21 protein-coding genes and 2 tRNA genes are annotated in these 22,771 nt (G+C 58.6%); 1 reads left to right on the top strand and 22 read right to left on the bottom strand.

What is annotated here, in order from left to right; genetic code table 11:
* Window positions 1–116 precede the first annotated feature (116 nt).
* The 7 genes from HMPREF1985_RS06140 to HMPREF1985_RS06110 form a co-directional block, all read right to left on the bottom strand.
* Window positions 117–1,748 carry a CTP synthase gene (locus tag HMPREF1985_RS06140; RefSeq protein ID WP_021771662.1) on the bottom strand — a complete coding sequence of 544 codons (1,632 nt, stop codon included), beginning with the start codon at window positions 1,746–1,748 and terminating at the stop codon, window positions 117–119.
* A gap of 21 nt (window positions 1,749–1,769) precedes the next feature.
* On the bottom strand, window positions 1,770–2,114 hold the full coding sequence (gene rpoE / locus HMPREF1985_RS06135; RefSeq protein ID WP_021771661.1) for a DNA-directed RNA polymerase subunit delta: 345 nt from the start codon (window positions 2,112–2,114) through the stop codon (window positions 1,770–1,772).
* A 37-nt stretch (window positions 2,115–2,151) separates the two neighbouring features.
* A complete protein-coding gene (gene argS, locus HMPREF1985_RS06130; RefSeq protein ID WP_040637226.1) occupies window positions 2,152–3,807 on the bottom strand; it encodes an arginine--tRNA ligase in 1,656 nt (551 codons plus the stop codon).
* Window positions 3,808–3,817: 10 nt separating this feature from the next.
* Window positions 3,818–4,270 carry a DUF1934 domain-containing protein gene (locus tag HMPREF1985_RS06125; protein WP_021771659.1) on the bottom strand — a complete coding sequence of 151 codons (453 nt, stop codon included), beginning with the start codon at window positions 4,268–4,270 and terminating at the stop codon, window positions 3,818–3,820.
* Between the two features lie 132 nt (window positions 4,271–4,402).
* Entirely contained in the window at window positions 4,403–4,870 is a 468-nt protein-coding gene (locus tag HMPREF1985_RS06120; RefSeq protein ID WP_021771658.1) for a chemotaxis protein CheX, read from the bottom strand.
* A 5-nt stretch (window positions 4,871–4,875) separates the two neighbouring features.
* Window positions 4,876–5,739, bottom strand: coding sequence for a response regulator (locus HMPREF1985_RS06115; RefSeq protein WP_040637281.1), 864 nt, complete (start codon window positions 5,737–5,739; stop codon window positions 4,876–4,878).
* 106 nt (window positions 5,740–5,845) lie between these two features.
* The gene (locus HMPREF1985_RS06110) at window positions 5,846–7,255 is read right to left on the bottom strand and encodes an NAD(P)/FAD-dependent oxidoreductase (RefSeq protein WP_021771656.1); all 1,410 of its coding nucleotides are present in this window, start codon (window positions 7,253–7,255) and stop codon (window positions 5,846–5,848) included.
* Between the two features lie 165 nt (window positions 7,256–7,420).
* Between HMPREF1985_RS06110 and putP the strand changes: the two genes are divergently transcribed.
* On the top strand, window positions 7,421–8,899 hold the full coding sequence (gene putP / locus HMPREF1985_RS06105; RefSeq protein WP_021771655.1) for a sodium/proline symporter PutP: 1,479 nt from the start codon (window positions 7,421–7,423) through the stop codon (window positions 8,897–8,899).
* A gap of 127 nt (window positions 8,900–9,026) precedes the next feature.
* Here putP and HMPREF1985_RS06100 read toward each other — a convergent pair whose 3' ends face one another.
* From HMPREF1985_RS06100 to mraY, 15 genes are all read right to left on the bottom strand, one after another.
* Window positions 9,027–10,877, bottom strand: a complete 1,851-nt coding sequence (locus HMPREF1985_RS06100) for a TM1812 family CRISPR-associated protein (protein WP_196805331.1) — start codon at window positions 10,875–10,877, stop codon at window positions 9,027–9,029.
* A 167-nt stretch (window positions 10,878–11,044) separates the two neighbouring features.
* Window positions 11,045–11,413 carry a hypothetical protein gene (locus tag HMPREF1985_RS06095; protein WP_021771651.1) on the bottom strand — a complete coding sequence of 123 codons (369 nt, stop codon included), beginning with the start codon at window positions 11,411–11,413 and terminating at the stop codon, window positions 11,045–11,047.
* Between the two features lie 360 nt (window positions 11,414–11,773).
* Entirely contained in the window at window positions 11,774–12,109 is a 336-nt protein-coding gene (locus HMPREF1985_RS06085; RefSeq protein WP_021771649.1) for a hypothetical protein, read from the bottom strand.
* Between the two features lie 11 nt (window positions 12,110–12,120).
* Window positions 12,121–13,365, bottom strand: a complete 1,245-nt coding sequence (locus tag HMPREF1985_RS06080) for a PucR family transcriptional regulator (protein WP_021771648.1) — start codon at window positions 13,363–13,365, stop codon at window positions 12,121–12,123.
* 144 nt (window positions 13,366–13,509) lie between these two features.
* Window positions 13,510–13,586 (bottom strand) — tRNA-Met (locus HMPREF1985_RS06075).
* A gap of 3 nt (window positions 13,587–13,589) precedes the next feature.
* A tRNA-Tyr gene (locus tag HMPREF1985_RS06070) sits at window positions 13,590–13,675 on the bottom strand.
* A 68-nt stretch (window positions 13,676–13,743) separates the two neighbouring features.
* Complete coding sequence (gene ftsZ / locus HMPREF1985_RS06065; RefSeq protein ID WP_040637222.1) at window positions 13,744–14,922, bottom strand: cell division protein FtsZ; 1,179 nt, start codon at window positions 14,920–14,922, stop codon at window positions 13,744–13,746.
* A gap of 166 nt (window positions 14,923–15,088) precedes the next feature.
* On the bottom strand, window positions 15,089–15,436 hold the full coding sequence (locus HMPREF1985_RS06060; RefSeq protein ID WP_021771645.1) for a small basic family protein: 348 nt from the start codon (window positions 15,434–15,436) through the stop codon (window positions 15,089–15,091).
* A complete protein-coding gene (locus HMPREF1985_RS06055) occupies window positions 15,433–16,131 on the bottom strand; it encodes a DUF881 domain-containing protein (RefSeq protein ID WP_021771644.1) in 699 nt (232 codons plus the stop codon). The genes HMPREF1985_RS06060 and HMPREF1985_RS06055 overlap by 4 nt, the downstream gene beginning before the upstream one ends.
* Window positions 16,128–16,928, bottom strand: a complete 801-nt coding sequence (locus HMPREF1985_RS06050) for a cell division protein FtsQ/DivIB (RefSeq protein WP_021771643.1) — start codon at window positions 16,926–16,928, stop codon at window positions 16,128–16,130. The genes HMPREF1985_RS06055 and HMPREF1985_RS06050 overlap by 4 nt, the downstream gene beginning before the upstream one ends.
* Before the next feature lie 24 nt (window positions 16,929–16,952).
* Window positions 16,953–17,894, bottom strand: coding sequence for a D-alanine--D-alanine ligase family protein (locus HMPREF1985_RS06045; protein WP_021771642.1), 942 nt, complete (start codon window positions 17,892–17,894; stop codon window positions 16,953–16,955).
* On the bottom strand, window positions 17,891–19,294 hold the full coding sequence (gene murC / locus HMPREF1985_RS06040; protein WP_021771641.1) for a UDP-N-acetylmuramate--L-alanine ligase: 1,404 nt from the start codon (window positions 19,292–19,294) through the stop codon (window positions 17,891–17,893). The genes HMPREF1985_RS06045 and murC overlap by 4 nt, the downstream gene beginning before the upstream one ends.
* Window positions 19,294–20,412, bottom strand: a complete 1,119-nt coding sequence (gene murG, locus HMPREF1985_RS06035) for an undecaprenyldiphospho-muramoylpentapeptide beta-N-acetylglucosaminyltransferase (protein WP_021771640.1) — start codon at window positions 20,410–20,412, stop codon at window positions 19,294–19,296. Before murG ends, murC begins: the two co-directional genes overlap by 1 nt.
* A gap of 13 nt (window positions 20,413–20,425) precedes the next feature.
* On the bottom strand, window positions 20,426–21,799 hold the full coding sequence (gene murD, locus HMPREF1985_RS06030) for a UDP-N-acetylmuramoyl-L-alanine--D-glutamate ligase (RefSeq protein WP_040637220.1): 1,374 nt from the start codon (window positions 21,797–21,799) through the stop codon (window positions 20,426–20,428).
* An 18-nt stretch (window positions 21,800–21,817) separates the two neighbouring features.
* Window positions 21,818–22,768 carry a phospho-N-acetylmuramoyl-pentapeptide-transferase gene (gene mraY, locus HMPREF1985_RS06025; protein WP_021771638.1) on the bottom strand — a complete coding sequence of 317 codons (951 nt, stop codon included), beginning with the start codon at window positions 22,766–22,768 and terminating at the stop codon, window positions 21,818–21,820.
* Window positions 22,769–22,771 lie beyond the last annotated feature (3 nt).

The following is a 22,771-nucleotide window of genomic DNA, read 5'->3' as shown; positions in this document are numbered from 1 at the left end:
CTCCCAGTCTCCGTACGTACCTTCGTGCGTACTTTTCGTACTTCTTCCGGCCTGCACGAAAAGCGGGGACTCCTGCTCATGCAGCAGTCCCGTCGCTTTCCTTCGTATGTTGGGTTTTATTCGCCCGCTGTGCGTTTGTCCACCTTCGCTTCCCCAAGGCTCATGCGCACAAAGTCGCGGAAAAGCGGATGCGGGTTGTTCGGGCGGGACTTTAGCTCCGGATGCGCCTGGGTTGCGACGAACCAAGGATGATCCTGGATCTCGATCATCTCGACGAGACTGTCATCCGGAAGCGTGCCTGCGATGACGAGCCCTTTCTCCGTAAGCGCTTCCCGATAGTCATTGTTGAACTCGAAGCGATGGCGGTGACGCTCCTCAATATCTGCCGTGCCGTACGCCGCAATCGCATGCGTGCCCTCGCGAAGCTTGCAGGCATAAGATCCAAGGCGCATCGTGCCGCCTTTCTTCTCGACGCCCTGCTGCGACTCCATGAGCGAAATGACGGGGTGCTGCGTCTCGTGGCTAAACTCCGTCGAGTGTGCATCCGTCATGCCGCAAACATGACGTGCGAATTCGATGACGGCACACTGCATGCCGAGGCATATGCCGAGGAACGGGATCTTCTTCTCGCGCGCGTACTGCACGGCACGGATCTTTCCCTCGATGCCGCGGTCGCCAAATCCGCCGGGGATGAGGATGCCTTTGCAGCCAACGAAGACTTCATCGAGATCCACATCGGGATCTTCGATTTTCTCGGCGTTGACCCATGCGATCTTAACGGTGGCATCGTTTGCGATTCCGCCGTGATGGAGCGCCTCCGTGATGGAGATGTACGCATCGGGCAGCTCGACGTACTTGCCGACGACAGCGACCTTGACCTTCTTCTTCAAATGGTTGATCTTGTAGACCATGCGCTCCCAATCCGACATATCGGCGGGACCGTAGTCCATCCTAAGCCGCGTCAGGGCAATCTTGTCAAGCCCTTCCTTCTGCATCATGAGCGGCACTTCGTAGATCGTCGCCGCCGTGCGGTTCTCGATGACGGCCTCAGGCGGCACATCGCAGAACATCGCGATCTTGTCCTTCATTTCCTGCGGAATCGTCTTTTCCGTGCGGCAGACGAGGATGTCGGGCTGGATGCCGATCGCGCGCAGTTCCTTGACGCTGTGCTGTGTTGGCTTCGTCTTGAGCTCGCCCGCAGCGGAAATGTACGGCAGAAGCGTCACGTGGATGTAGAGCGTATCATTCGGGCCGACTTCCTTCTTGACCTGACGGATCGCTTCGAGAAACGGCTGGCTCTCGATGTCGCCGACCGTGCCGCCGATCTCCGTGATGACGACATCAGCGCCGTCCGCCTTCGCGACATCGTAGACGCGCTGCTTGATCTCATTCGTGATGTGTGGGATGACTTGCACCGTCGAGCCGAGGTACTCGCCCTTGCGCTCCTTGCTCAAAACCGACCAGTAAACCTTGCCCGTCGTGATATTGGAGTTCTTCGTGAGGCTGATATCGATGAAGCGCTCGTAATGGCCGAGGTCGAGATCCGTCTCCGCCCCGTCATCCGTCACGAACACCTCGCCGTGCTGATACGGGCTCATCGTGCCGGGATCGATGTTGATGTACGGGTCGAACTTCTGAATCGTGACCTTGATGCCGCGGCTCTTGAACAGACGTCCGAGCGATGCTGCCGTAATGCCCTTTCCGAGAGAAGAAACGACGCCGCCCGTCACGAAAATGTACTTTGCCATGAAGTGCCTCCTGTCGCTTTCTTATTCCTGGATGCTCTCAAGCTTCTTCTTGCGGTTCGTGCTTGCCTTTGCTGCTGTCTTTGACGCGCTTCCAGAACGCGACGAGGAGCGGGAATGGGAGCGCTTGGCCTCAGGCGGGTTCCACTCCGTGAGTCCCCACCGGCCTTCCCCTTCGTATTGAAAGCGGCTGTCCATATTGATGAGCGTGTACACTTCTGATATCGCCGCCGAAAGCGACTGGACTGGCTTGCGCTTCTTCTCGATGACTTCCGTCACGAGATCCTTGTAGTACATCGTCTCGCCTGCCTTCGTGAGAATATGGTAGGCGACGTCGGTCTCCGACTTGTTCAGGCAATCAAATTCCATGAATGGTTCTCCCTTCCAACTGGCTGCCTTCCGGCAGTCACATCTGTTCCGGCGCCGATACGCCGAGAATCCCAAGACTGTGGCGAATGACATGTGCCGTAATCGTCACGAGTGCGAGGCGCGCTTCGGCGAGCGGCTGCCCTACGCCCATGATACGGCACTTGTTGTAGAAGCTATGAAAAAGCGCCGCGAGGTCGTAGCTGTAGCGCGCAATGCGCTGCGGCGCGCAGTCATCTGCTGCGCGGCCGACTTCCTCTGGGTACTCCATGATCTTCTTGATGAGCGCCTGCTCCGATTCATCCGTGAGGAGTTCCAGCTTCGGCGCGGCGCCAAGCACGAGATGCGTCTCCTTCGCCTGACGGAAAATACTCGATATGCGCGCGTGCGCGTACTGGATATAGTAGACGGGATTGTCGTTCGACTTCTTCTTGGCAAGGTCGAGGTCGAAATCGAGCTGGCTGTCGAGGGAGCGCATGAGGAAGAAATAGCGCGCCGCATCCGTGCCGACCTCTTCGATGAGCTCTTCCAGCGTGACGCTCTGCCCCGTGCGCTTGCTCATCTTGACAAGCTCGCCGCCACGGTAGAGGCTGACCATCTGCAAAAGAAGCACATGAAGCTGCTTCGGATCGTGCCCAAGTGCCTCCATTGCCGCCTTGACGCGGCAGACGTAGCCGTGATGGTCGGCGCCCCATATATTGATGAGCGTGCCGAAACCGCGCTCGTACTTATTGTGATGGTAGGCGATATCGGCAGCAAGGTAGGTCGGCACGCCGTTATCGCGGATGACGACGCGGTCCTTGTCGTCGCCGTAGTCCGTCGAGCGCAGCCAAAGCGCGCCGTCCTTTTCATAGATCGTACCGTTCTTCCGGAGAATCGCGATGACTTCTTGGATCGCGTCAGGATGGAGCGTGCGCTCGCTGAACCACTTGTCGTACGTGACGTGAAACGCAGCGAGATCGTCCTTCAGCACGGCGAGCTTCTCTTTGTAGGCGAGCTCTTTGAGCACGGCGAGACGCTCCTTTTCGGGGAGTGCGAGGTACTTCGCGCCGTCCTTTTCGATGATGCGGCGCGCCGTTTCCGTGATGTCCGCACCGTGGTAACCGTCCTCTGGGAACTCGCATGCTGTTCCAAGGAGCTCCAAGTAGCGCGCATTGACCGAACGCGCGAGGTTATCCATCTGATTGCCCGCATCGTTGATGTAATACTCGCTCTCGACGGGATAGCCTGCAGCGCGCAGAAGGTTCACCAGCGCCGATCCTGCTGCCGCGCCGCGTCCGTGCCCGACGTGCAGAAGCCCCGTCGGATTGGCGCTGACGTACTCAACCTGCGTCTTCGGCACGTCTTTTGCAGGCAGATTCCCGTACGACTCGCCTGCCGCAAGGATGGAGCGAAGCGCATCGTAGAGGACGGTGCCCTTCAGGTAGAAATTCAGAAAGCCCGGTCCAGCGATCTCCGCATGGTCGAGGAAATCGCCCGCTATGCGCGATCGGATCTCCTCGGCAATCTGGCGCGGGCTCTTGTGGAAGACGCGCGCCGACTGCATCGCGAAATTCGTCGCGAAGTCACCGAGATCCTTTGACGGCGGCACTTCGAGCGTCACCTGCGGCAGCTCTGCAGCAGGCAGTGCGCCCGCTGCGATCGCTTCTTTCACGGCCGCTTCGATGGCGCCCGCCAGCATATCCTTGATTTCCAAAAAAATCCTCCTATCCATTCTCTCCATTTTCGCCCGCACGCCTCTTCGTCACCTCGATGCGCAGGATGTGATGGCTCTGCCATTCCCCCGCTGCGTAAAGGTCATACGAGAGGGAAAGCACCGTGCATGCCGCCTCTTCGCATACGGAAAGCGCCTGTGTCCGCACACCGATCGCGACCTCCCCATACGGCGTACGATAGGTACCGCGCGTCTCGCGTCCCATGATAAAGCGCTGCTCGTGCTCAATCGCGCCGCGCCTAAAAAGCCACGCCTCATCCTGCCCGAGCTTTAGCGTCGTATGGACGAGCGCGCCCTGCACAATCGAATCGTCCGCATATCGCACATAGTGCTTTCCCCTGCGCACAGCATGGCGGCCGTCCGTCTCCATCACGGTGCGCTGCGTCTCGCCTCGCGCGTCTTCTTGCATGGCGCTTACGCGCACGTGGACCGCATCTTCCTGCATCGCGCCGCCTTCCTTTCACGCCTAGAGGGAGCTGGCATTCGTACCATTATAGCGTAAGGCGAGACAATTGCCAACATCAAAAAGTGCCATATCGGCTGATACGGCAATTTTCCTCGTACGTTCTGCATGTTCTTATTCGCGCAGCTCCACGGCAATATCGAGTTCGACGATATGTCCGGCGAACTCCATATCGATCGTGAGAAACTTCCCCTCGCTGATCTTGAGCACGAATCCCTCGCCGATCGTCAGCGACGGCGTCGAAATATCAACCTCCAGCTTCATGCCCGTAAGATTCGTCGCCGTGTTCGCCGTCAGCATATTGCTGAGCTCCGAGATCGCGCTCTGTGCCATCGCATCGAACTCCGCGACAGGCATGCCCATCATCATCGTCGAAGCGATGAACTTCGCCGTGTCCTCTTTCATATTGTAGACGACGTTGCCGCGGATCTGTTTCGTGAAGCCGAGAATGACCGAAACGCCTCGCCCGATGGAGTTCTTCTCTCGAACGGAAAGCTTCGTGCGCTTCGGTTCGGGGAAGCCAAGCTGCGGCATCACCGACGTGAAAGCATCCACGAATGGATTGATTAACTTCGCATCCATTTTGATTATTCTCCTTCTGCAAACCCAACGTTCAAATGAATTTCCCCGATCCTCGTCCGCGCCGTGATGCGAAACGTCGTGATCTTCGGGCTTGCAATGCGAATATTCGTGCCGCAGATCGCCCCCGGCGGCGTAATGCGGATTTCCTTATCCTTAAACACATCATTGATATTCGATACGCCGCGCCCGACGATGATATTTGCCGCCTCCTCGACGGAGTCGCTTGCCTCATCATCGGTGAGTTCGTCGCCGTCTTCGGCGCCGAGCATGAGCCGCGCAAACGCGCGCATGACATCCGTATCCATCGAGACGATGGCGCGGCCGACCGGTTCCCCCGTCAGACCGATGATGACCGCAATGCCGCTCACATCAATAAAGCGGCGCTCATCCGCCGAGAGATCCACCTCACCATCGAGTCCCGTGATATCCAAAATACCTTCATGGAACGCACGCGCAAACGGCTTTGCGTACGACTCGCGCAGGATCGCCTGCTTGCCGACCTGCTGCTGGCAAAGCGTCATGAGCGTATCGATGAGCTGATTCGTGCTGACCGGCTTTTGCAGGAACGCGCTGATGCCTGCTTCGCGTCCGTGCGCAACGAGGCTCGCGTCCTTCATCGCGCTGATCATGACGATCTTCGCCTTGGAATCGATCATACGAATACGGCGGCTGCACTCGATGCCGTCTGCATCCGGAAGGTTCATATCCATCGTCACGACGTCAGGCTGGTGCTCCGCGTAGAGCGCAACGGCCTCTTCTGCGTCCGCCGCCATGGCACATACCTCAAAATTTGTTTTCTTCAGGCTCGTCTTCAGCATCATTCTGCTTATCTTCGAATCGTCAACAATCAGTACCTTGACTTTTTCCACAATGCTCACCTGTTTCATTCTCTTAGTTTCGACTGGCAAAAACCGTACAGCTTATCTTTATATCTTTTCGCGCCGCATCCTAAAAAAACCTTCCCAAAGGGCAAAATTATCTCTGTTTTTTGCTCAAACGGGACAGAATCGTCCGCGCCGCGTAGACACCGCTGGCTCCCGCCTGCGAAAGGCCGCGCGTCACACCTGCGCCGTCACCGGCCGCAAAGACATTCGGCAGCGTCGTTTCCAGTTCTTTGGTGAGCTGCGGACGCGAACTGTAGAACTTCACCTCGACGCCGTAGAGCAGCGTGTCTTCGTTCTTCATGCCGGGAGCAACGGCGTCAAGCGCACCGATCATCTCAATGATGTTGTCGAGATGGCGCTTCGGCAGGACGAGCGAAAGATCGCCCGGCGTTGCCGCGAGCGTCGGCCGCGTAAAGCTCTTGGCGAGACGGTGCGCATCCGTACGCCGTCCGCGGACGAGATCGCCGTAGCGCTGCACGATGATGCCGCCGCCGAGCATGTTGGAAAAGGAAGCGATGCGCTTGCCGTACTGATGCGGCGACTTGAACGGCTCGGTGAAGTGATTCGAAACGAGCAGTGCAAAATTCGTATTATGGCTTTGGAGCTTCGGGTCGCTGTACGAATGTCCGTTGACCGTCACGATGCCGTCCGTGTTTTCCATGACGACATGGCCATGCGGGTTCATGCAGAACGTCCGCACGAGATCCCCATACCGATGCGTGCGGTAGACGAGCTTCGCCTCGTAGACCTCGCGCGTGACCGCATCCCAAATCGCGTCCGGCACTTCGACGCGCACGCCGACATCAACGCGATTGTTCTCCCGTACGATCCCGAGGCGGTCGCACTCGTCCGAGAACCACTCCGCACCAGCTCGGCCGGGCGCGACGATGAGGTATTCCGCCTCGATGCGCTCGCCGCTCTCCAGTTCGAGTGATCGATCCGCCCTCTCGATATGGCGGACGGGCGACAGAAAGCGAAACGCGACCTTTTCCTTTAGGTGCTCATACATCGCCTCGAGCATGCGCAGGTTGTTCTCTGTGCCGAGATGGCGCACGCGCGCCGCGAGCAGGTGCAGGTCATGCTTGAGCGCCTCGCGCGCAATCGCGGAATGCTCCGTCGAAAAGACCTTGGACGGCGCGCCGTGCTCACAGTTGATCGCATCGACGTAATCGATGAGTTCCATGACCTTCTCATCGGGCAAGTATTCGTTCAGCCAACCGCCGAATGCCGTCGTAAAATTGTACTTGCCGTCCGAAAACGCCCCTGCCCCGCCGAAGCCGCGCATGATGCTGCACGGTTTGCAGCCGATGCACGTCGGCGTCCTGCCGGCCGCAATCGGACAAACGCGATGATAGATGTCCCTGCCGCTCTCCACAATGAGGACGCGTAGCTGCGGCGCTTCCTTCGTCAGCTCGTACGCCGCGAAGATGCCCGCAGGTCCCGCGCCCACAATCGCCACATCGTATTTCACCCGATCACCTCCAAACAAAACGCGCAGCATAACGAACCTGCTGCGCCCCCTTTTGTATTATACGGGTTCCGGCCAAAAATAGCAACGCACTTTGCCCGAAAATCTACCCTGTATTGCCAACCGTCCCCAACTCCCGTATAATAATGGCATGCTGGCAGACAAAGCTGTCAGCTGGCCGGACAAGGAGGAGATTTTTTGACACACGACCTTGCAATCATCAACACCTTCGTTCTCTACATCGGCGTCATGATGGCGATCGGCGTCTACTACTACCGCCGCACGCGCAACATGAGCGACTACTTCCTCGGCAACCGCAAGCTCGGCGCATGGGTCACATCGCTCTCCGCCGAAGCATCGGACATGAGCGGCTGGATGCTCATGGGCGTGCCGGGATTCGCCTACCTTGCAGGACTCAACGCGGGCTGGATCGCCATCGGCATCGCGCTCGGCACTTGGGCAAACTGGCGCTTCGTCGCCGCGCGCCTCCGAAAGTACACGGAGCTCGCCGACAACGCGCTCACCCTTCCGGAGTTCCTGCAAAACCGCTACCGCGACACGAGCAACCTCCTGCGCATCGTGCCCGCTGTCTTCATCCTCATCTTCTTCGTCATCTATACCGCATCGGGATTCGTCTCGGCAGGCAGGCTCTTTGAGACGGTCTTCGGCATGAATTACGCGGCGGCCGTCTGCATCGGTGCCGGCTCGGTCGTGTTCTACACGCTCGTCGGCGGCTTTCTCGCCGTCTCGCGCACCGACTTCATCCAAGGCGTCATGATGTTCTTCGCGATCCTCGTCGTGCCGATCACCGCTGCGATGATGTTCGGCGGATTTTCGGCAACGCTCTCCGCAATCGGGAGCCTTCACGGCTCCATGCTCGCCCCGCTCACCAAGCCAGACGGCTCATCCATGGGATGCATCGAGCTCATATCCCTCCTCGCATGGGGCATCGGCTACTTCGGCCAGCCGCACATTCTCGTGCGCTTCATGGCGATCCGCACATCAGGCGAGATTCGCCGGGCGACGCACATCGCGATGACGTGGGTCGTCCTATCGCTCGCCGCCGCCGTCGCCGTCGGCATGGTCGGACGCGTCTACCTCAAGGCACCGCTTGAAGGCACGGCATCCGAGACCGTTTTCCTCGTACTTACGAACGACCTCTTCCCGCCGATCGTCGCGGGACTCATCCTCTCCGCCGTCCTCGCCGCCATCATGAGCACCGCGTCCTCGCAGCTCCTCGTCGCGGCGTCCGCGTTTGCGCAGGACTTTTACCGTACGCTGCTGCGCGAGAGCGCCGATCAGCGCGAGCTCGTATGGATTAGCCGCGCGAGCGTCCTCGTCATCGCGAGCCTCGCCGTATTCCTCGCACTTAGCCCAAACAGCTTTATTCTCGACATGGTCGCCTATGCGTGGGCAGGCTTCGGCGCGGCATTCGGTCCCGCGCTCCTCATGAGCCTCTTCTGGCGGCGTACAACAAAGGCCGGCGTCCTAGCGGGCATCGTAGTCGGCGGCGTCACCGTCCTCGTTTGGAAACCGTTCGCGTTTTTCGGACTCTACGAGATCGTGCCGGGCTTTTTCTTCTCCCTCGCCGCTATATGGAGCGTGAGCCTTGCAGGAAAAGAACCGCCGAAGGAAATCACCGATACGTTCGATGCGGTCGGGAAGAGCAAGATCTAACCCCAACGTAACAGCGTCCTGCATCTGCCGATCGACAGACGCAGGGCGCTTTTCCCATCGTTTTCTGATTGCGTGCCCGCGCCCAAAAAAACGACCTTCAAAAATGCCTGCGCAGAACCGTCTTTCGTCACGGCTTTGCCTCACCGAGCCCAAGCGCCCTCACCTGCTCAAGCAAATCGCAAATCATTCGATCCACATCCGCACGGGCGATTTTTCCTTCGGCTTTTCCCTGTGCGGCATGATTGACCCCATTGCGGATACGCGCAATCGCCCAATACGCCCCGGCAATTTTTACGACCTTCTCTTTCGGATATGCAGTATGCGCGATCTGCACATCCTGTAGGACCGCCGCAAACTCACGCTCGCGCGCTTCGCGTGTCGAAGCCTTGCTGTCACCCATTTTTGCCTTTTTCATTTGGTAAAAATGAGGACGCTTCTCCTTCTTTATCCTTGCGATCCCTTCAAACAGATCCTTGCGATCCAGCTTGTTCCGAAGCATATCGGAAAGATTCCCGTTTGGAAATGCGAATTGCTGCACGCGCCGAATCCATTCGTTTAATTGCTTCTTGTTTTTCAGCATCGCGATGCGCTGCGATTCCTGTGATTCTGCTTGAATTTCCTCTAGATACGATCCCTGTTCCAGCAAAAAGCGGAACATCGCTTTTGCCTCCTGTGGAACAGCCGGGTCGTTTGCATCAAGGGCCTGCTCGTCGCCCTGTGCAATCCGCTGCGCAAGCTCAGATGCCTTTGCGAGCCGATGCTGCTGAAAATCTGCATGATATTGGGATACGGTGCATTCCCGCAGGAAATTCTTTCGCCAATCCGGCTTGATCGCTGTGACCTGCGTCTCACAAAACGCCCTGTTTTGGACTTCGCAGAATCCTTTATCCATAAGATACGCCGGCATCCATTCCACGCAAAGCGTCATCGCCTGTTGCGTAAACCCTTTCGTTTCGCACCAGTCAATCATCTGGTAGTAAAGCGTCGCGTCGTCCCCTTCCGCGTATTTCAGGATCGCTTCATATTCACGCCGGACCGTATCGAGCACCAAGCCAAATGCCCTTTCCTTGACAGGCGCATTTCCCGAATGGACATAGGCAGAGCATGCTTCAATCGCATGTTTTAATCCAAGAAGCACATTTTGAATCTCGCTGACCTGGCAAATCTGCATGACATCCGAATACTGATGCATGACAAAAAGAAGCTTTCGGAGCGGCACGGAAAGATGCTCATTTCCGCTTTCATCCGCATGATGCACATACCCAAAATAGCGTTCCAGCATCAACGAGCTTCCATAGCGCACGAATGCATCCGCGCCTGCGATGAGCCTTGACAGATGGACGAGCGAATCGATGCCGTACAGGCAGTTTCGCTTCCCGTAATCCGCATAGATCATCTTTTCCAGTTGCATCCCGTCATGCATCAAAAGCTGCATGACATGCGACAGGACCATGTCTGCCGCGCGAGGGCCTCCGGTCAGGTCGATGTAGAGGCTGCAGTCTGCCCAATCATGACCGTCCGCCTTCATGTCCTGCTTGATCCGCATCGCCGCTTCCACCGCACGCCGATTGCACTCCTCGTCCAGCGTTTCGGTCGGATAATCGAAGTCCAGGAAGCGGAACTCTGTCTTAGCCAAATCCGCACACGTCTCGCGCATGGCTTCCCGGAAAAAAGCCCGTTGGTCAGCAAAGGGTACCGGCTCCTCGTTTGCCCGCATGGCAATTCGGACATTTGTCCTGCGCTCATCTGTTGTGGCAAAGCCGTACAAGTAGTCAATCGACCCGCCTTGCTCCCTCAGCATCTTCGCCACAGCATAAACGGGCGCTTCCTGCGTGAAGCGCCCGTTCACGTACTGCGCGCGGAACCTATCATCGAGGCGGCAGTCGTAGGCTGCGGGCGGTTTTACCGTCAGCTCCTTCGTATCCCTGTCGGGCTGAATCGCCGAATAGAACACGATCATGATGTTGATCTTTTTCATAACGATCCTCCGAATCTCAAGCATCCACGGAACTCGATCCCCTCCATCTGCCTTTCGTCCAACGCGCTGCAAATGCAGGCATTTTCTTCCCTTTCACGCAGGAAACACGCTCTTTCCGGTTCGCTTTCCTTGGCGCGCCCCTAGGCGCAGTGGGCATCCCTTTCGTTTTAGTACCCGCGAAACTGCACGAAGCAGAACTGCGATTCGCGGATGATATTTCCTGCCTCGTCCTCACGCTCCCTGACGCGGCGTTCGCTGCAGGCGGCGAGCACGGGGATCCCTGCCGCCTTGAGCCGCGTGACGAGCGAAAACACATAGCAAGACTCCCCTTGACAGAGCACCGCCGCCGGCTCCCTGTCCAGGATGCGCGCGGCGTACGCTGCGGCGAGCGCATCGACCTGCTCAGTCGTCCAGCCAGGCAAGACGGCAGGAAACGGCAAGTCCTCCACAACGCCGTACGAGCTTGCAGCGCGCATCTGCTCCTTTCCCCAGCGGTCGGATGGATGATTCGTATGATTGAGAAAACACCGCTCCATGGTTCCCTCCTTTTCAGCTCGTTGGCTTTTGCCGCCTTCGATCCTGCCATTCGCCGTTCCCGGTGAAAAAGAGCAGCGATCCAATCGGTTTTCCGGCAAAGGCGCCTGCAAGCAAAGGCATGTCCCGAAAAATAAACGAAAAATCGAACGTATCGGAAAAGACATCCCACGCGAAACCGTTTGGGGACGCCTGTCTGGATTCGTGTTTCTTCGAAAGCCGCAAGCCGCATGACCGTGCATCATGCCTTGGCTGGCCTGTGGGCATGACGAATCCCTCCTATTGCCGTTTTTATTCTGCAACAGGAGGGATCCATGCTTGCCCGTTTTCCGGGGGGACATTCCGCGTTCTTTTATGCTTCCTTACTGACGGTGCTTGCGTGCGTAGTGGTTGTAGTCATCCTTGATCTTCTGCACGGCCTTGTCGTGGCGCTTCTGCTCTTCGCGCAGATCGCGGTCGTACTTGGCACGGTCGCCGTCACGGCGGTACTCGTAGCGCAGGCTGCGGACGATCTGCTCATGCGTCAGATCTTCCTGATGCATGCGCGCACTGAAGTCATTCGAGTCGGCGAGCCCGCTCAGCTCGTAGCCAGCGTGCACCGCAGCAGGCGCCGCCTGCACGGACGATGTGCCGGTCATGATGCCGAAGCAAAGCGCTCCGGCGAAGAAAGTTGCTGCTATTTTTTTCTTGCCCAACATAATACTGCTCCTTATGAATGATTCTGTGCGATATTGGAACGGGTTGCCAAACCGACATAGCCCGGTGCCAGCACGTCGATCTCACGCAGGATCTCGCCGACGCGCAGCGCGGCGTAGAGATTGATACGCATATCTGCCGAAATGTTCTTGCCGTCGATAAGCTGCGAGATGCGCTCATAGCGGTAGCGCACGGTATTCGTGTGGACGAAAAGACGCTCTGCCGTGAGCTTGAAGTTGAAATTCGTCTCGAGAAGCACGCGAAGCGTCGTGCGCAGATCCGAATCCGTCTCATGGTCGGCGATGCGCCCGAGCGTGTCGCGGTAAAAGGCGATCGCTTCGTCCATGCCCTGTGCGAAAATCGCGCGGATAACGCCGAGGTTGCGGCTCCATCGGATGAAGCCCCGCTCTCCCTTCGTCATGCCGTAGGCAAGTGCGATGCGCGCCTCCTCATAACTGCGGAAAAGCTCCGCGAGCGGATGCACCTCACCGATGCCGATCGAGACGGTCAGCTTGCGGCTCGCGGAAAACTCCTGCCGCCAGCCACGAATGAGATCCGTCCATGCGGGCTGATCTTCCTCGCGGTAGCTGCCCGTGCGCGGCACGATGCCCGAAAGGATCGCAAGGTAACGGTCACGCCATATCAGCGGGTAGAAATCGGCGCCCTCCGCCTTGCGGTCAAGCCACATGAGGCTCGCGCGAAAGTCGACGGTCGTGCTCTCCGTAGGATCCTGTCCGAGATCGACGAGCATGACGCTGTACTTGCGGTCCGCATCAAGATGAAGGCCGCTTTTCTCGCACGCTTCGACAAATTGCCGGCTGCTTCCGCCGAAGGCATTGGTGAGGACGGCGTCTGTCCTCTCCTCGACGCCGCGCGCAACCTCGATGCGGTTGCGCAGGATGTAGGCAAGCGCCGTACGTGCAGGCTCAACTGCCCCCATGACCGATCGGATTTCCTTTGCATTCACATCGGAGATACAGACGTAAAGCTGTCTTCCTTCATCGCGCAGGCTGACCTTCAGGACGAGCGTCCGGCTTCGATCCGAGAAAAAATATTGTTCGTCCGTAAAACTTGGCATCTTCTGCAAAAGCAATCGCATCGCGGACGCGGCGGGGATGCCTCGTTCCGGATAATCCTCGATTCCATCGCTTTCGATCAGGTGAATTTTTTTGCCAACTTGCTCACGAAAATATTCGCCCAGTGCATCGACTCCTTGTTGGATGGTTGCTTGCAAAAGATCGTAATCCTTTTGCTTCAACTACGTTCCTCCTCTTTTCTTCCGACATGGGATTATTATAGCATATTTCGGAAAATGGATAAAGATTGAAGCTTGCACTTTTCGAAAAATCATACCGAGCCACACAAAAAAGTGCATCGATCCGATCGATGCACGCTATGCCTATGGTGGCGGCACAGAGATTTGAACTCCGGACACTGCGGGTATGAACCGCATGCTCTAGCCAACTGAGCTATGCCGCCGTATGGTGGGCAGGGATGGATTCGAACCATCGTAATCCGAAGATGACAGATTTACAGTCTGTTCCCTTTAACCACTCGGGCACCTACCCATAGTCCCACCGAAACGCGGCGAGAACAGGACTAATTATATCGGTTCCAAAACAGCCTGTCAAGAAAATTATTTCTTGCGCATCCACTCCGGAATGTCGATGAACGTCTCCCTGCCTGCAGGCGCCGCCGGCTGCTGTGCATCCTGCGGCGCACCGCCCTGCGAAGCATTGTCCTTTTGGAACGTGCTGTCCTGCGCAGGCACGGGAGAAGTGTGTGCCATAAAGCCCGGCATCTGGAACCCGGACAGGCCAGACGATTCCGCATGTGGAACGCCGATCTGCTCGTCGCCGTCACCAAATCCCGTCGCAATGACCGTAACGCGCACCTTGTCGCCCATCGTATTGTCGATGGAAGCGCCCCATATGATGTTTGCCTGCGGATCGGCTTCCTGCTCGATTGCCTCGGATGCCTCTGTGACCTCAAGCATGCTGAGGTTCTCCTCCGCACCTGTGACGTTGAGCAGGATGCCGCGTGCGCCGTTGATGCTCGTCTCGAGCAGCGGCGACGCGACGGCAGCCTTCGCCGCCTCGACTGCCGCATTGTCGCCCGATGCCTCGCCGATCCCCATGAGAGCAGAGCCCGCGTCGCTCATGATGCTTTTGACATCGGCGAAGTCGAGGTTGATGAGGCCGGGCAGCGCGATGAGATCCGAGATCCCCTTGACGCCCTGGCGCAGCACGTCGTCCGCGACGTGGAATGCCTGCGTGATCGGGGTCTTCTTGTCGACGACCTGACGCAGGCGGTCGTTCGGGATCGTGATGATCGTATCGACGTGCTTCTTGAGATTCTCGATGCCCGATTCCGCATTGCGGCGGCGCTTCAATCCCTCGAATGAGAACGGCTTCGTCACGACGCCGACGGTCAGCGCGCCGATCTCACGTGCGCACTCCGCCACGATGGGCGCCGCCCCCGTTCCCGTTCCGCCGCCCATGCCTGCCGTGACAAAGACCATATCCGCACCGCGAAGCGCCTCGAGGATGTCATCGCGGCTCTCCTCCGCCGCCTTCTGCCCAATCTCTGGGCGCGCGCCCGCACCGAGGCCACGCGTGAGCTTTTCACCGATCTGCATGCGCCGCGGCGCGAGCGACTTCAACAGCGCCTGTGCATCCGTATTGACGGCGATGAACTCGACGCCCTGCAGCCCGAGATTGATCATCTGGTTGACGGCATTGCTTCCGCCCCCGCCAACGCCGATCACCTTGATTTTGGCCAGTTGATCCAGCCCGTTGTCATCCAATTCAAACACGATGTTACCCCCATGAAGATTTTGTTTATTGGTCGGCCCTGCCACTTTCCCCATGGCGATACGGCCGCAAGAAATGCCTGTAACCAATCGCATACCAATCCAATTTTACCATTATTTCATCGAAAATTCCATAGCACGCAGAAAAAAAACATGAGGAAATGCGATTTTATTCAACTTTTTGCGAGTCGCTGCGAAGGAAATAACGGCGCAGTCCGGCAAGATTCTTGAAGATGCGAAATCCGAATGTGAGCAGGGCAACGTAGTAAAGATCGATGCCGAGGCGGTCGCCGATGAACACGAGGAATGCAGCGAGCAGCGCATTCGAGAAGAATCCCGTAATGAAGACGGCATTCGTGAAGCGGTCCGCCGCTGCCGCGCGAAGGCCGCCGAAGACGGAGTCAAGCGAGGCGAGCAATGCGACGGAAAAGAGCTTCGCGTACGCGACGGGAATGACGACGGGGAAAAACATGCCGAGCAAAATGCCCAAAACGAGTCCCAAAACCGGTAGGATCATGATTTTGCCTCCTTCTCGTCTTTGTCCTCGGTCGGCTTCGCGAATTCGTGCTTGTAGCTCCCCTTGTAGGCAGGCACGTAAACGGAGTCGCGAACGGAGATGTCGAGCTGTATGCCCCAGACTTTGAGTGTCTCTGCGACGCCACCGCGCATACGAAGCGCGTTCTCAAGCGTCGTCTTGTCGCCGATCGCATGAATCTCATAAGGCGCGGCGGAGCGAACGTTGTTTACCGAAAGCGTCGGTCCTGCGCAGCGGATCTCCGACGTGCCGATGAGGCGCTGCCCGTTGACGGATATCGCCTCTGCGCCTGCTGCGCGGAGCTCGTTGATGACGCGCAGCAGGTCGTCGTCGTGAATGACGTAAAGGTTGGGGTTCTCGCCCGCCTTCGACGTCATCGCGCTGTCGTCGAGACGCACGATGACGCCGGGACCCTCGACGGGCGCAAGCCCTGCGCGCAGTTTGAGTTCCGCGTCGCTCGTGTCCGTCTCTTCTCCCTTTTGCATGCGATTGAGTTCTTCTTTTAGTTTATCGCGTTCCTTCTCCGTCTGGAGCAGGCGCTCGGATATCTCTTCGATGCGCTGGTACGACACGTTCGACTTCAAGTCCTGCGTCGTGCGGAACTGGACGGCAAGCATGAAGCCGAGCACGAGGCAGACACAGGCAATCGACCAGCTTCCCTTATGGATGTGTTTCATTCGTATCTCTTCTTCCCCTCCGTATCCTCTCGCACGGGACTCGCGTCGGAAAGGCCACGGAACCGTATGAACGGCGCTTCGTAACTGAAATCGACGTACTCGACAGCGTGCGGATTCGTCTTCAGGTCAGCGAGAAAATCCTGCATGAGCTTTGCCTTCACATCGAGGCGATCAAGCGTTCCGAGACGAATCGGCACGGCGCTCGTCGTGTAGGCGACGACCGCCTTCGGATGTGCGACGTTGATCTCCGAAATCTGACTGAGCGAGTCACCGTCGAGACGCTGCAGGAGATCGAGCACTTGCGCGATCGTCTCGTCCGTATTGTCATCCCCAATGTAGAGATCGTGAACGGCAACGCCCGAGATGAGCGGGATAGTCGCCGTGCTCTTCATCGTCTGGCAGCCTGTCAGCGCCTTTCCCGTGCGGTCAAAATCGAGGTAGCCGTAGTCACAGGCAACAGTCGCAATAGGACGGCGCTCCTCAATATCGATTTCGAGCGTGTCCGGCAGGCGGCGTCTTACGACAGCGCTCTCGATGCGCAGATCCTGCATTAAGTTCTGCGCAACCGTGAGCGTCTCGATCCGAAAGAGTGGCTCTCCGATATGGATGCGCCCAATTTGCTCGATCCTCTCAGGCGTCAGCGTCACCGCGCCATTCAGCTGCACGCGCTGAAGGGTAAAGATCGGCGTATAGATGACAACGGCAAGCAAGATGGAGCAGGCCAGCAGGAAAAGAAGGCCTTTCAAGAGACGGCGCGGGCTCCGATGCAGCGCCGTCCCTTCCGTCTTTTCTTCCATGCCGACCCCTCTTTTCCGCTCTCCTTATCGTTTGAATCCGGCAAGTGCCAAGATGCGCTCACAAAGCTCCGGGAATTCGATTCCCATCGCGCGCGCCGCGTCCGGCACGAGGGAAAGCTCTGTCATGCCGGGAACGGAATTGACCTCGATGACGTACGGCGTCCCGTCCTCGGCAAACATCATATCGACGCGTGCAACGCCACGGCATCCGCACGCCGCAAATGTCCTTTTTGCCAGCGCCTGGATCTTCTTCGTCGCCGCATCGCCTACAGGCGCCGGTATGATGTGCGTCGATGCGCCCTTCGTATACTTGCTCTCGTAGTCGTAGCGCCCCGAAGCGGTCGTGATCTCGATGATCGGGAACGCCTCCTGTATTTCCGCATCCCCCCATACGGCAACCGTGAGCTCGCGGCCGCGGATGAACTGCTCGACGAGCACCGCATCGCCGTAGGCGAATGCCGCTTTGAGTGCATCCGCCAGCGCTTCTTTCGTTTCGACGATGTAGACGCCGATGCTCGAACCCTGCGATGCCGCCTTGACGACGACGGGGATGCCGAAGTCCTTCTCAATCTCGCCTTCGAGCCCGCGCTCCTTCATTTCATAGCGGCAGTACGTACGTGAGCGCGGCGTCGAGATCCCTTCCGCGATGAAGACGCGCTTCGATGCTGCCTTGTCCATCGTAACGGCAGCGGCGAGCACGCCCGACCCCGTGTAAGGAATGCCAAGCATTTCAAGGGTCCCCTGCAGAAGCCCGTCTTCGCCGAACTTGCCGTGAAGCGCATTGAAAACGATGGCGCAGCCGCTCTTTTGGACATCCGCGGCGAATGTCTGCGGCACGAGTTCCATCGGTACGGCATCGTAGCCTTTCTCCTGCAGTGCTTTCGTGATTGCCGTACCCGTCTTGCGGGAAATTCCTGCCTCAGAAGACGTTCCGCCCATGACGACGACGATTTTATTTGAACTCATGATCCCAGCCCTTTCAGCATACGGACGAGCGCCTCGCCCGCCTTGTAGATATCGCCCGCTCCCATCGTGATGACGAGGTCGCCGTCCTGCACGAGAGAGGCGAGCTCTGCTGCCACGTCTTCGCAATGCTCGACGTAGTGGATCTCCTGCCCGCTCTGCCGGCGCACTTCCGCTTCGATCGTATGCCCGCTCACGCCCGGAATCGGCGCCTCGCCTGCCGCGTAAACATCCGTGAGGACGAGGAGATCCGCCGAGGCGAACGCCTTGCCGAATTCGTCGGCGAGAAGCTGCGTGCGCGAGTAGCGGTGCGGCTGGAATGCGCAGATGAGACGCTGGGGCTTCGTCTCCTTTGCCGCCTTGAGCGTCGCTGCGATTTCCGTCGGGTGATGTGCGTAGTCATCGACGACCCAGACGCCGCGTACACGCCCCTTCGTCTCAAAGCGGCGCTTCGCGCCGTGGAATACGGAAAGCCCTGCCGCGAGCTTTTCAAACGGGACGCCGATCGAAAGTCCCGTGACGATGCACGCGAGCGCATCGAGCACGTTATGGCGTCCGGGGATGTTGAGCGTGACGTGGCCGAGCCGCTCCTTTTGATGCACGACGTCAAACGAGATGCCCGTGCCGTTCGTCACGACATGCGTCGCACGGTAGTCTGCCTCGTGATCGATCGCGTAGGTGATGTACTTGCGATCAATCCGCTCTGCGATATGGCGCAGGTTCGCGTTGTCGGAACAGAGAACCGCCCACCCCGTCCCCTTATCGACGTTTTCGATGAACTTCATAAACGCCTTGATGATATTTTCCATCGTGCCGTAGTGGTCCATATGATCGTCTTCCACATTCGTGACAACGGCGATATGCGGGCGAAGCTTTAAAAAGGATCCGTCGCTCTCATCTGCCTCCGACACGAGGTACTCGCCTGTTCCGAGCCGTGCATTCGTGCCGAGATCCGGCACCTCGCCGCCGACGACGACGGTCGGCGATACGCCCGCCTCCGAGAGCACGACGCCGAGCATGGAGGTCGTCGTCGTCTTGCCGTGCGCGCCTGCAACGGCGATGCCCTTATATGCATTGACGAGTGCGGCATTGATGTCGGAACGGTGCAGTTTCGGGATGCCGAGGTCGCGCGCCGCGAGCACCTCAGGGTTGTCGTAGGGGATCGCCGTCGAGACGACGATCGCATCCGCGCCGCGCACGTTTCCTGCCTTCTGCCCGCCGAGCGAGACTTTGGCGCCGAGGCGCACGAGATTCTCGATGATCGACGAGTTTTCGCGGTCTGAGCCCGTGACTTCATAGCCGAGTTCCAGCATGATCTTGGCGAGCGGGCTCATGCCGGCACCGCCGATTCCGACGAAATGCAGCTTCTTGATATGGTTTAACTCTTTTAGGTGTTTCAACATCAAGCCTCCCTGCGGTTTGCGAGATCGATTGCGAGATCGGCGATTTCCTCTGCCGCCCGCGGCCTGCCGAGCGAGCGGCTCGCCTCAGCCATGTCCTCGAGCTTATGGTGTTCCGAAAGGAGCTCCGCGAGCAGCGCGGAGAGCGTCTCCGCCGAAAGATCGCGGTCGAGTATGACGCGCGCTGCACCGGCGCGCTCAAGCGCGCGTGCATTGTACTCCTGATGGTTTTCCGCCGCGAACGGATACGGCACGAGAATCGCGGGGATGCCGCGCGCCGTGAGTTCGGCAAGTCCCGTCGCCCCTGCGCGGAAGACCGCGAGATCCGCCATCGCCATCGCCTGCGGCATATTGTAGAGATACGGCTCGACCTTGATATGCGGCACATCTGCGAGATGGACGCCCGCCGCCGCAAGGCGCGCAAGGACGTCTTCGTACTCGCCCTTTCCCGTCACGTGAAGGAACTGCACCATTTGATAGGGCACCGCATTGGCAAGCACGCCGATCATCGCACGGTTGATCGCACGTGCGCCGCGGCTTCCGCCCGAGACGAGCACGGTCAGCTTCTCGGGATCCAGCCCGAATTCCCTGGCGCCGAGCCCGCGCCGTGCGGTCATGACCTCGCTGCGGATCGGATTGCCCGTAAATACAGTCTTTTCCTTTGGGAACCGGCGCATCGCCTCTGCCGCACCGACGGCGATCTTCGTGACGACCTTCGACAAGATACGGTTCGTGATGCCCGGCACGACGTTCTGCTCCTGAATGAGCGTCGGGATGTGCATGAGGCTCGCCGCGAGCAGGATCGGACCGCATACGTAGCCGCCGGTGCCGATCACGATGTCAGGCCGAAAATCCTTGACGATCTTCATCGCGCGAACCGTGCCTGCCATCGCCTTTCCCGCGCGCAGGAGGTTCATCGGTGTCAGATGCCGTTCAAACCCGCGAATGTCAACCGTCGCAAACGGCAGTCCCTCCTTCGGGATAATGTCCGCTTCGAGCCCGCGGCGCGTGCCGACGTAAAGGAACTTCGCGCCCTTCACCTTGCACTCAATCGCACGGATGATGGTAATAGCGGGATAAATGTGGCCGCCTGTGCCGCCGCCTGAAACGATGATATTCAATCTGGATTCTCCCTTATTCCTTATTTTCGTACCGGTGGACGAGCTTCTTGAAGTGCCTGCCGCGCTGCGCCATGCCATCGTACATGTCAAAGCTTGCGCACGCGGGGGAAAGCAGCACGACTTCCGACGGCTTCGCGAGCTCATGTGCGAGCGCAACCGCCTTTTCCATCGAGTAGCCCGCCTCGTGGATATGCGCCTCTTCGATGCCCGCCGCAATCGCCGCCTCGCAAAAGCGCTTCGCCGCCGCACCGATCAGAATGAGCTCGCGGACGCGCGCGCGCACGAGTGCCATAAAATCCGTGAGATCGGTCATCTTGTCATCGCCGCCCGCGATGAGCACGATGCCTTCGTCAAAGGTCTCGAGTGCCTTGATCGCCGAGTCCGTATTCGTCGCCTTCGAATCGTTATAGTAGGCGACGCCCGCAATCTCCGTGACGTATTCGATGCGATGCTCAACGCCGCGGAACGATTTCAGCACGGGGACCATCCTCGCGGGATCCGCACCTGCAAGGAACGCGCACGAAACCGCCGCGAGCGCATTTTCGACGTTGTGCGCGCCCTTGATGCCGAGTTCCTTTACGTGGCATAGCGCGCACTCGGCTCCATCCCAGCGGATCGTGAGCACGTCATTGCGCAGGAACGCACCCGCTTCGAGCGCTTCTTTCCGGCTGAAATAGCAGACGCGCGACTTCGCGCGATCCTTCATGCCGCGCGTCCTTTCATCGTCGTAGTTGAGCACGAGGAAGTCGTCCGCCGTCTGCTCGGCAAAGAGGCGCTCCTTCATCTTTTGATAGACTTCCATTGAGCCGTGGCGCACGATGTGGTCAGGCGTCACGTTCAGCTCCGCCGCGACGTGCGGATGGAAGTGCTCCGTCGCCTCCATTTGGTAGCTTGAAATCTCCGCTGCGATCACACCGCCCGCACCGACCGCAAGCGCGGCTTCCGAGAGCGGAATGCCGATGTTGCCGCCGAGTCCCGCGTTTTTGTAACGCGTCTTTAGGAGGAGATGCGTGAGCGTCGTCGTCGTCGTCTTTCCGTTCGTTCCCGTTATCGCGACGAATGGCGACTGTGCGAGATCGTATGCGAGCTCGACTTCGGAAATGACGCGGATCCCCTTCTGGTACGCTGCCTGGATGAGCGGGATGCGGACGGGGACGGCCGGCGAGACGATGACGAGTGCGACGCCGTCCAAAAGGCGTTCGCCCTGCGGTCCGAACACGAGCGCAACGCCTGCCTCTCGAAGCGGCGCAACGTCTTCCTTGATCTCCCCTTCCCGCTTCGCGTCGCTGAGCGTGACTGCGGCGCCGAGGTGCCTTGCGATCCTTGCCGCTGCAAATCCGCTGATTCCGGCGCCTACGACGAGTACCTTTTTATCGTGCAAATCCATACCCATTCCTCCGCAAGATCAGAGCATCGAAAGCGCGATGACGCTCGCGATGAGCCCTGCGCACCAAAAGACGAGAACGACCTTTGTCTCCTTCCATCCGCCGAGCTCGAAATGATGATGAATCGGACTCATGCGAAAGACGCGCTTTCCCGTCGTCTTGAACGAAATGACCTGAATGATGACCGATAGCGCCTCGCAGACGAATACGAATCCAACGATGGCGAGCAGCACTTCCGTATGCGTCAGGATGCCCGCCGCCGCGACGGCGCCGCCGAGTGCGAGCGAGCCTGTGTCGCCCATGAATACCTTGGCAGGGTGCAGGTTGAAGCGCAAAAATGCGATGCAGGCAGAGACCGTAGCAGCACAGAAGAGTGCGAGGCCATCATGCCCCGTTCGCACGCAGATGACGGCGTAGGAGCTCATCGCGATCGCAACCGCGCCCGACGCGAGGCCATCGAGCCCATCCGTCAGGTTGACCGCGTTCGACGTGCCGACGAGCACGAAGAGCACGAGTGCGAAATAGCCCCAGCCAATATTGATCGCCGTATCGAGGACCGGCACCCATACCGTCGTATCGATGCCGAGGCACTTCGTGCCGATCGCCATCGTGACGATGGCGATGGCGGTCTGTCCGAGGAGCTTCTGCCGCGCCTTCAGCCCAAGATTGCGCTTTTTGACTACCTTGATGTAGTCGTCAAGAAAGCCGAGCGCAAAGTGTCCGAGCATGATGAACAGCGCGAGCAGCACCTCTGCCGAATGCGGTGCTGCCACGAGCGTTGCCACGGTGATCGCGGGAATGATCATGAGCCCGCCCATCGTCGGCGTGCCGCTCTTTGCCTGATGGCTCTTCGGTCCCTCCTCGCGAATGCTCTGGCCGAATTTCAGCTTGTGGAGCGCGGGGATCAAAAACGGGCCTGCGATGAGGACGAGTCCTGCCGCAACCGCTGCCGCCGTAATCAACTGATTCAATGT

The organism is Mitsuokella sp. oral taxon 131 str. W9106 (genome assembly GCF_000469545.1).
Lineage (GTDB): Bacteria > Bacillota > Negativicutes > Selenomonadales > Selenomonadaceae > AWVT01.
This window is presented reverse-complemented; position numbering and strand designations above follow the sequence as displayed.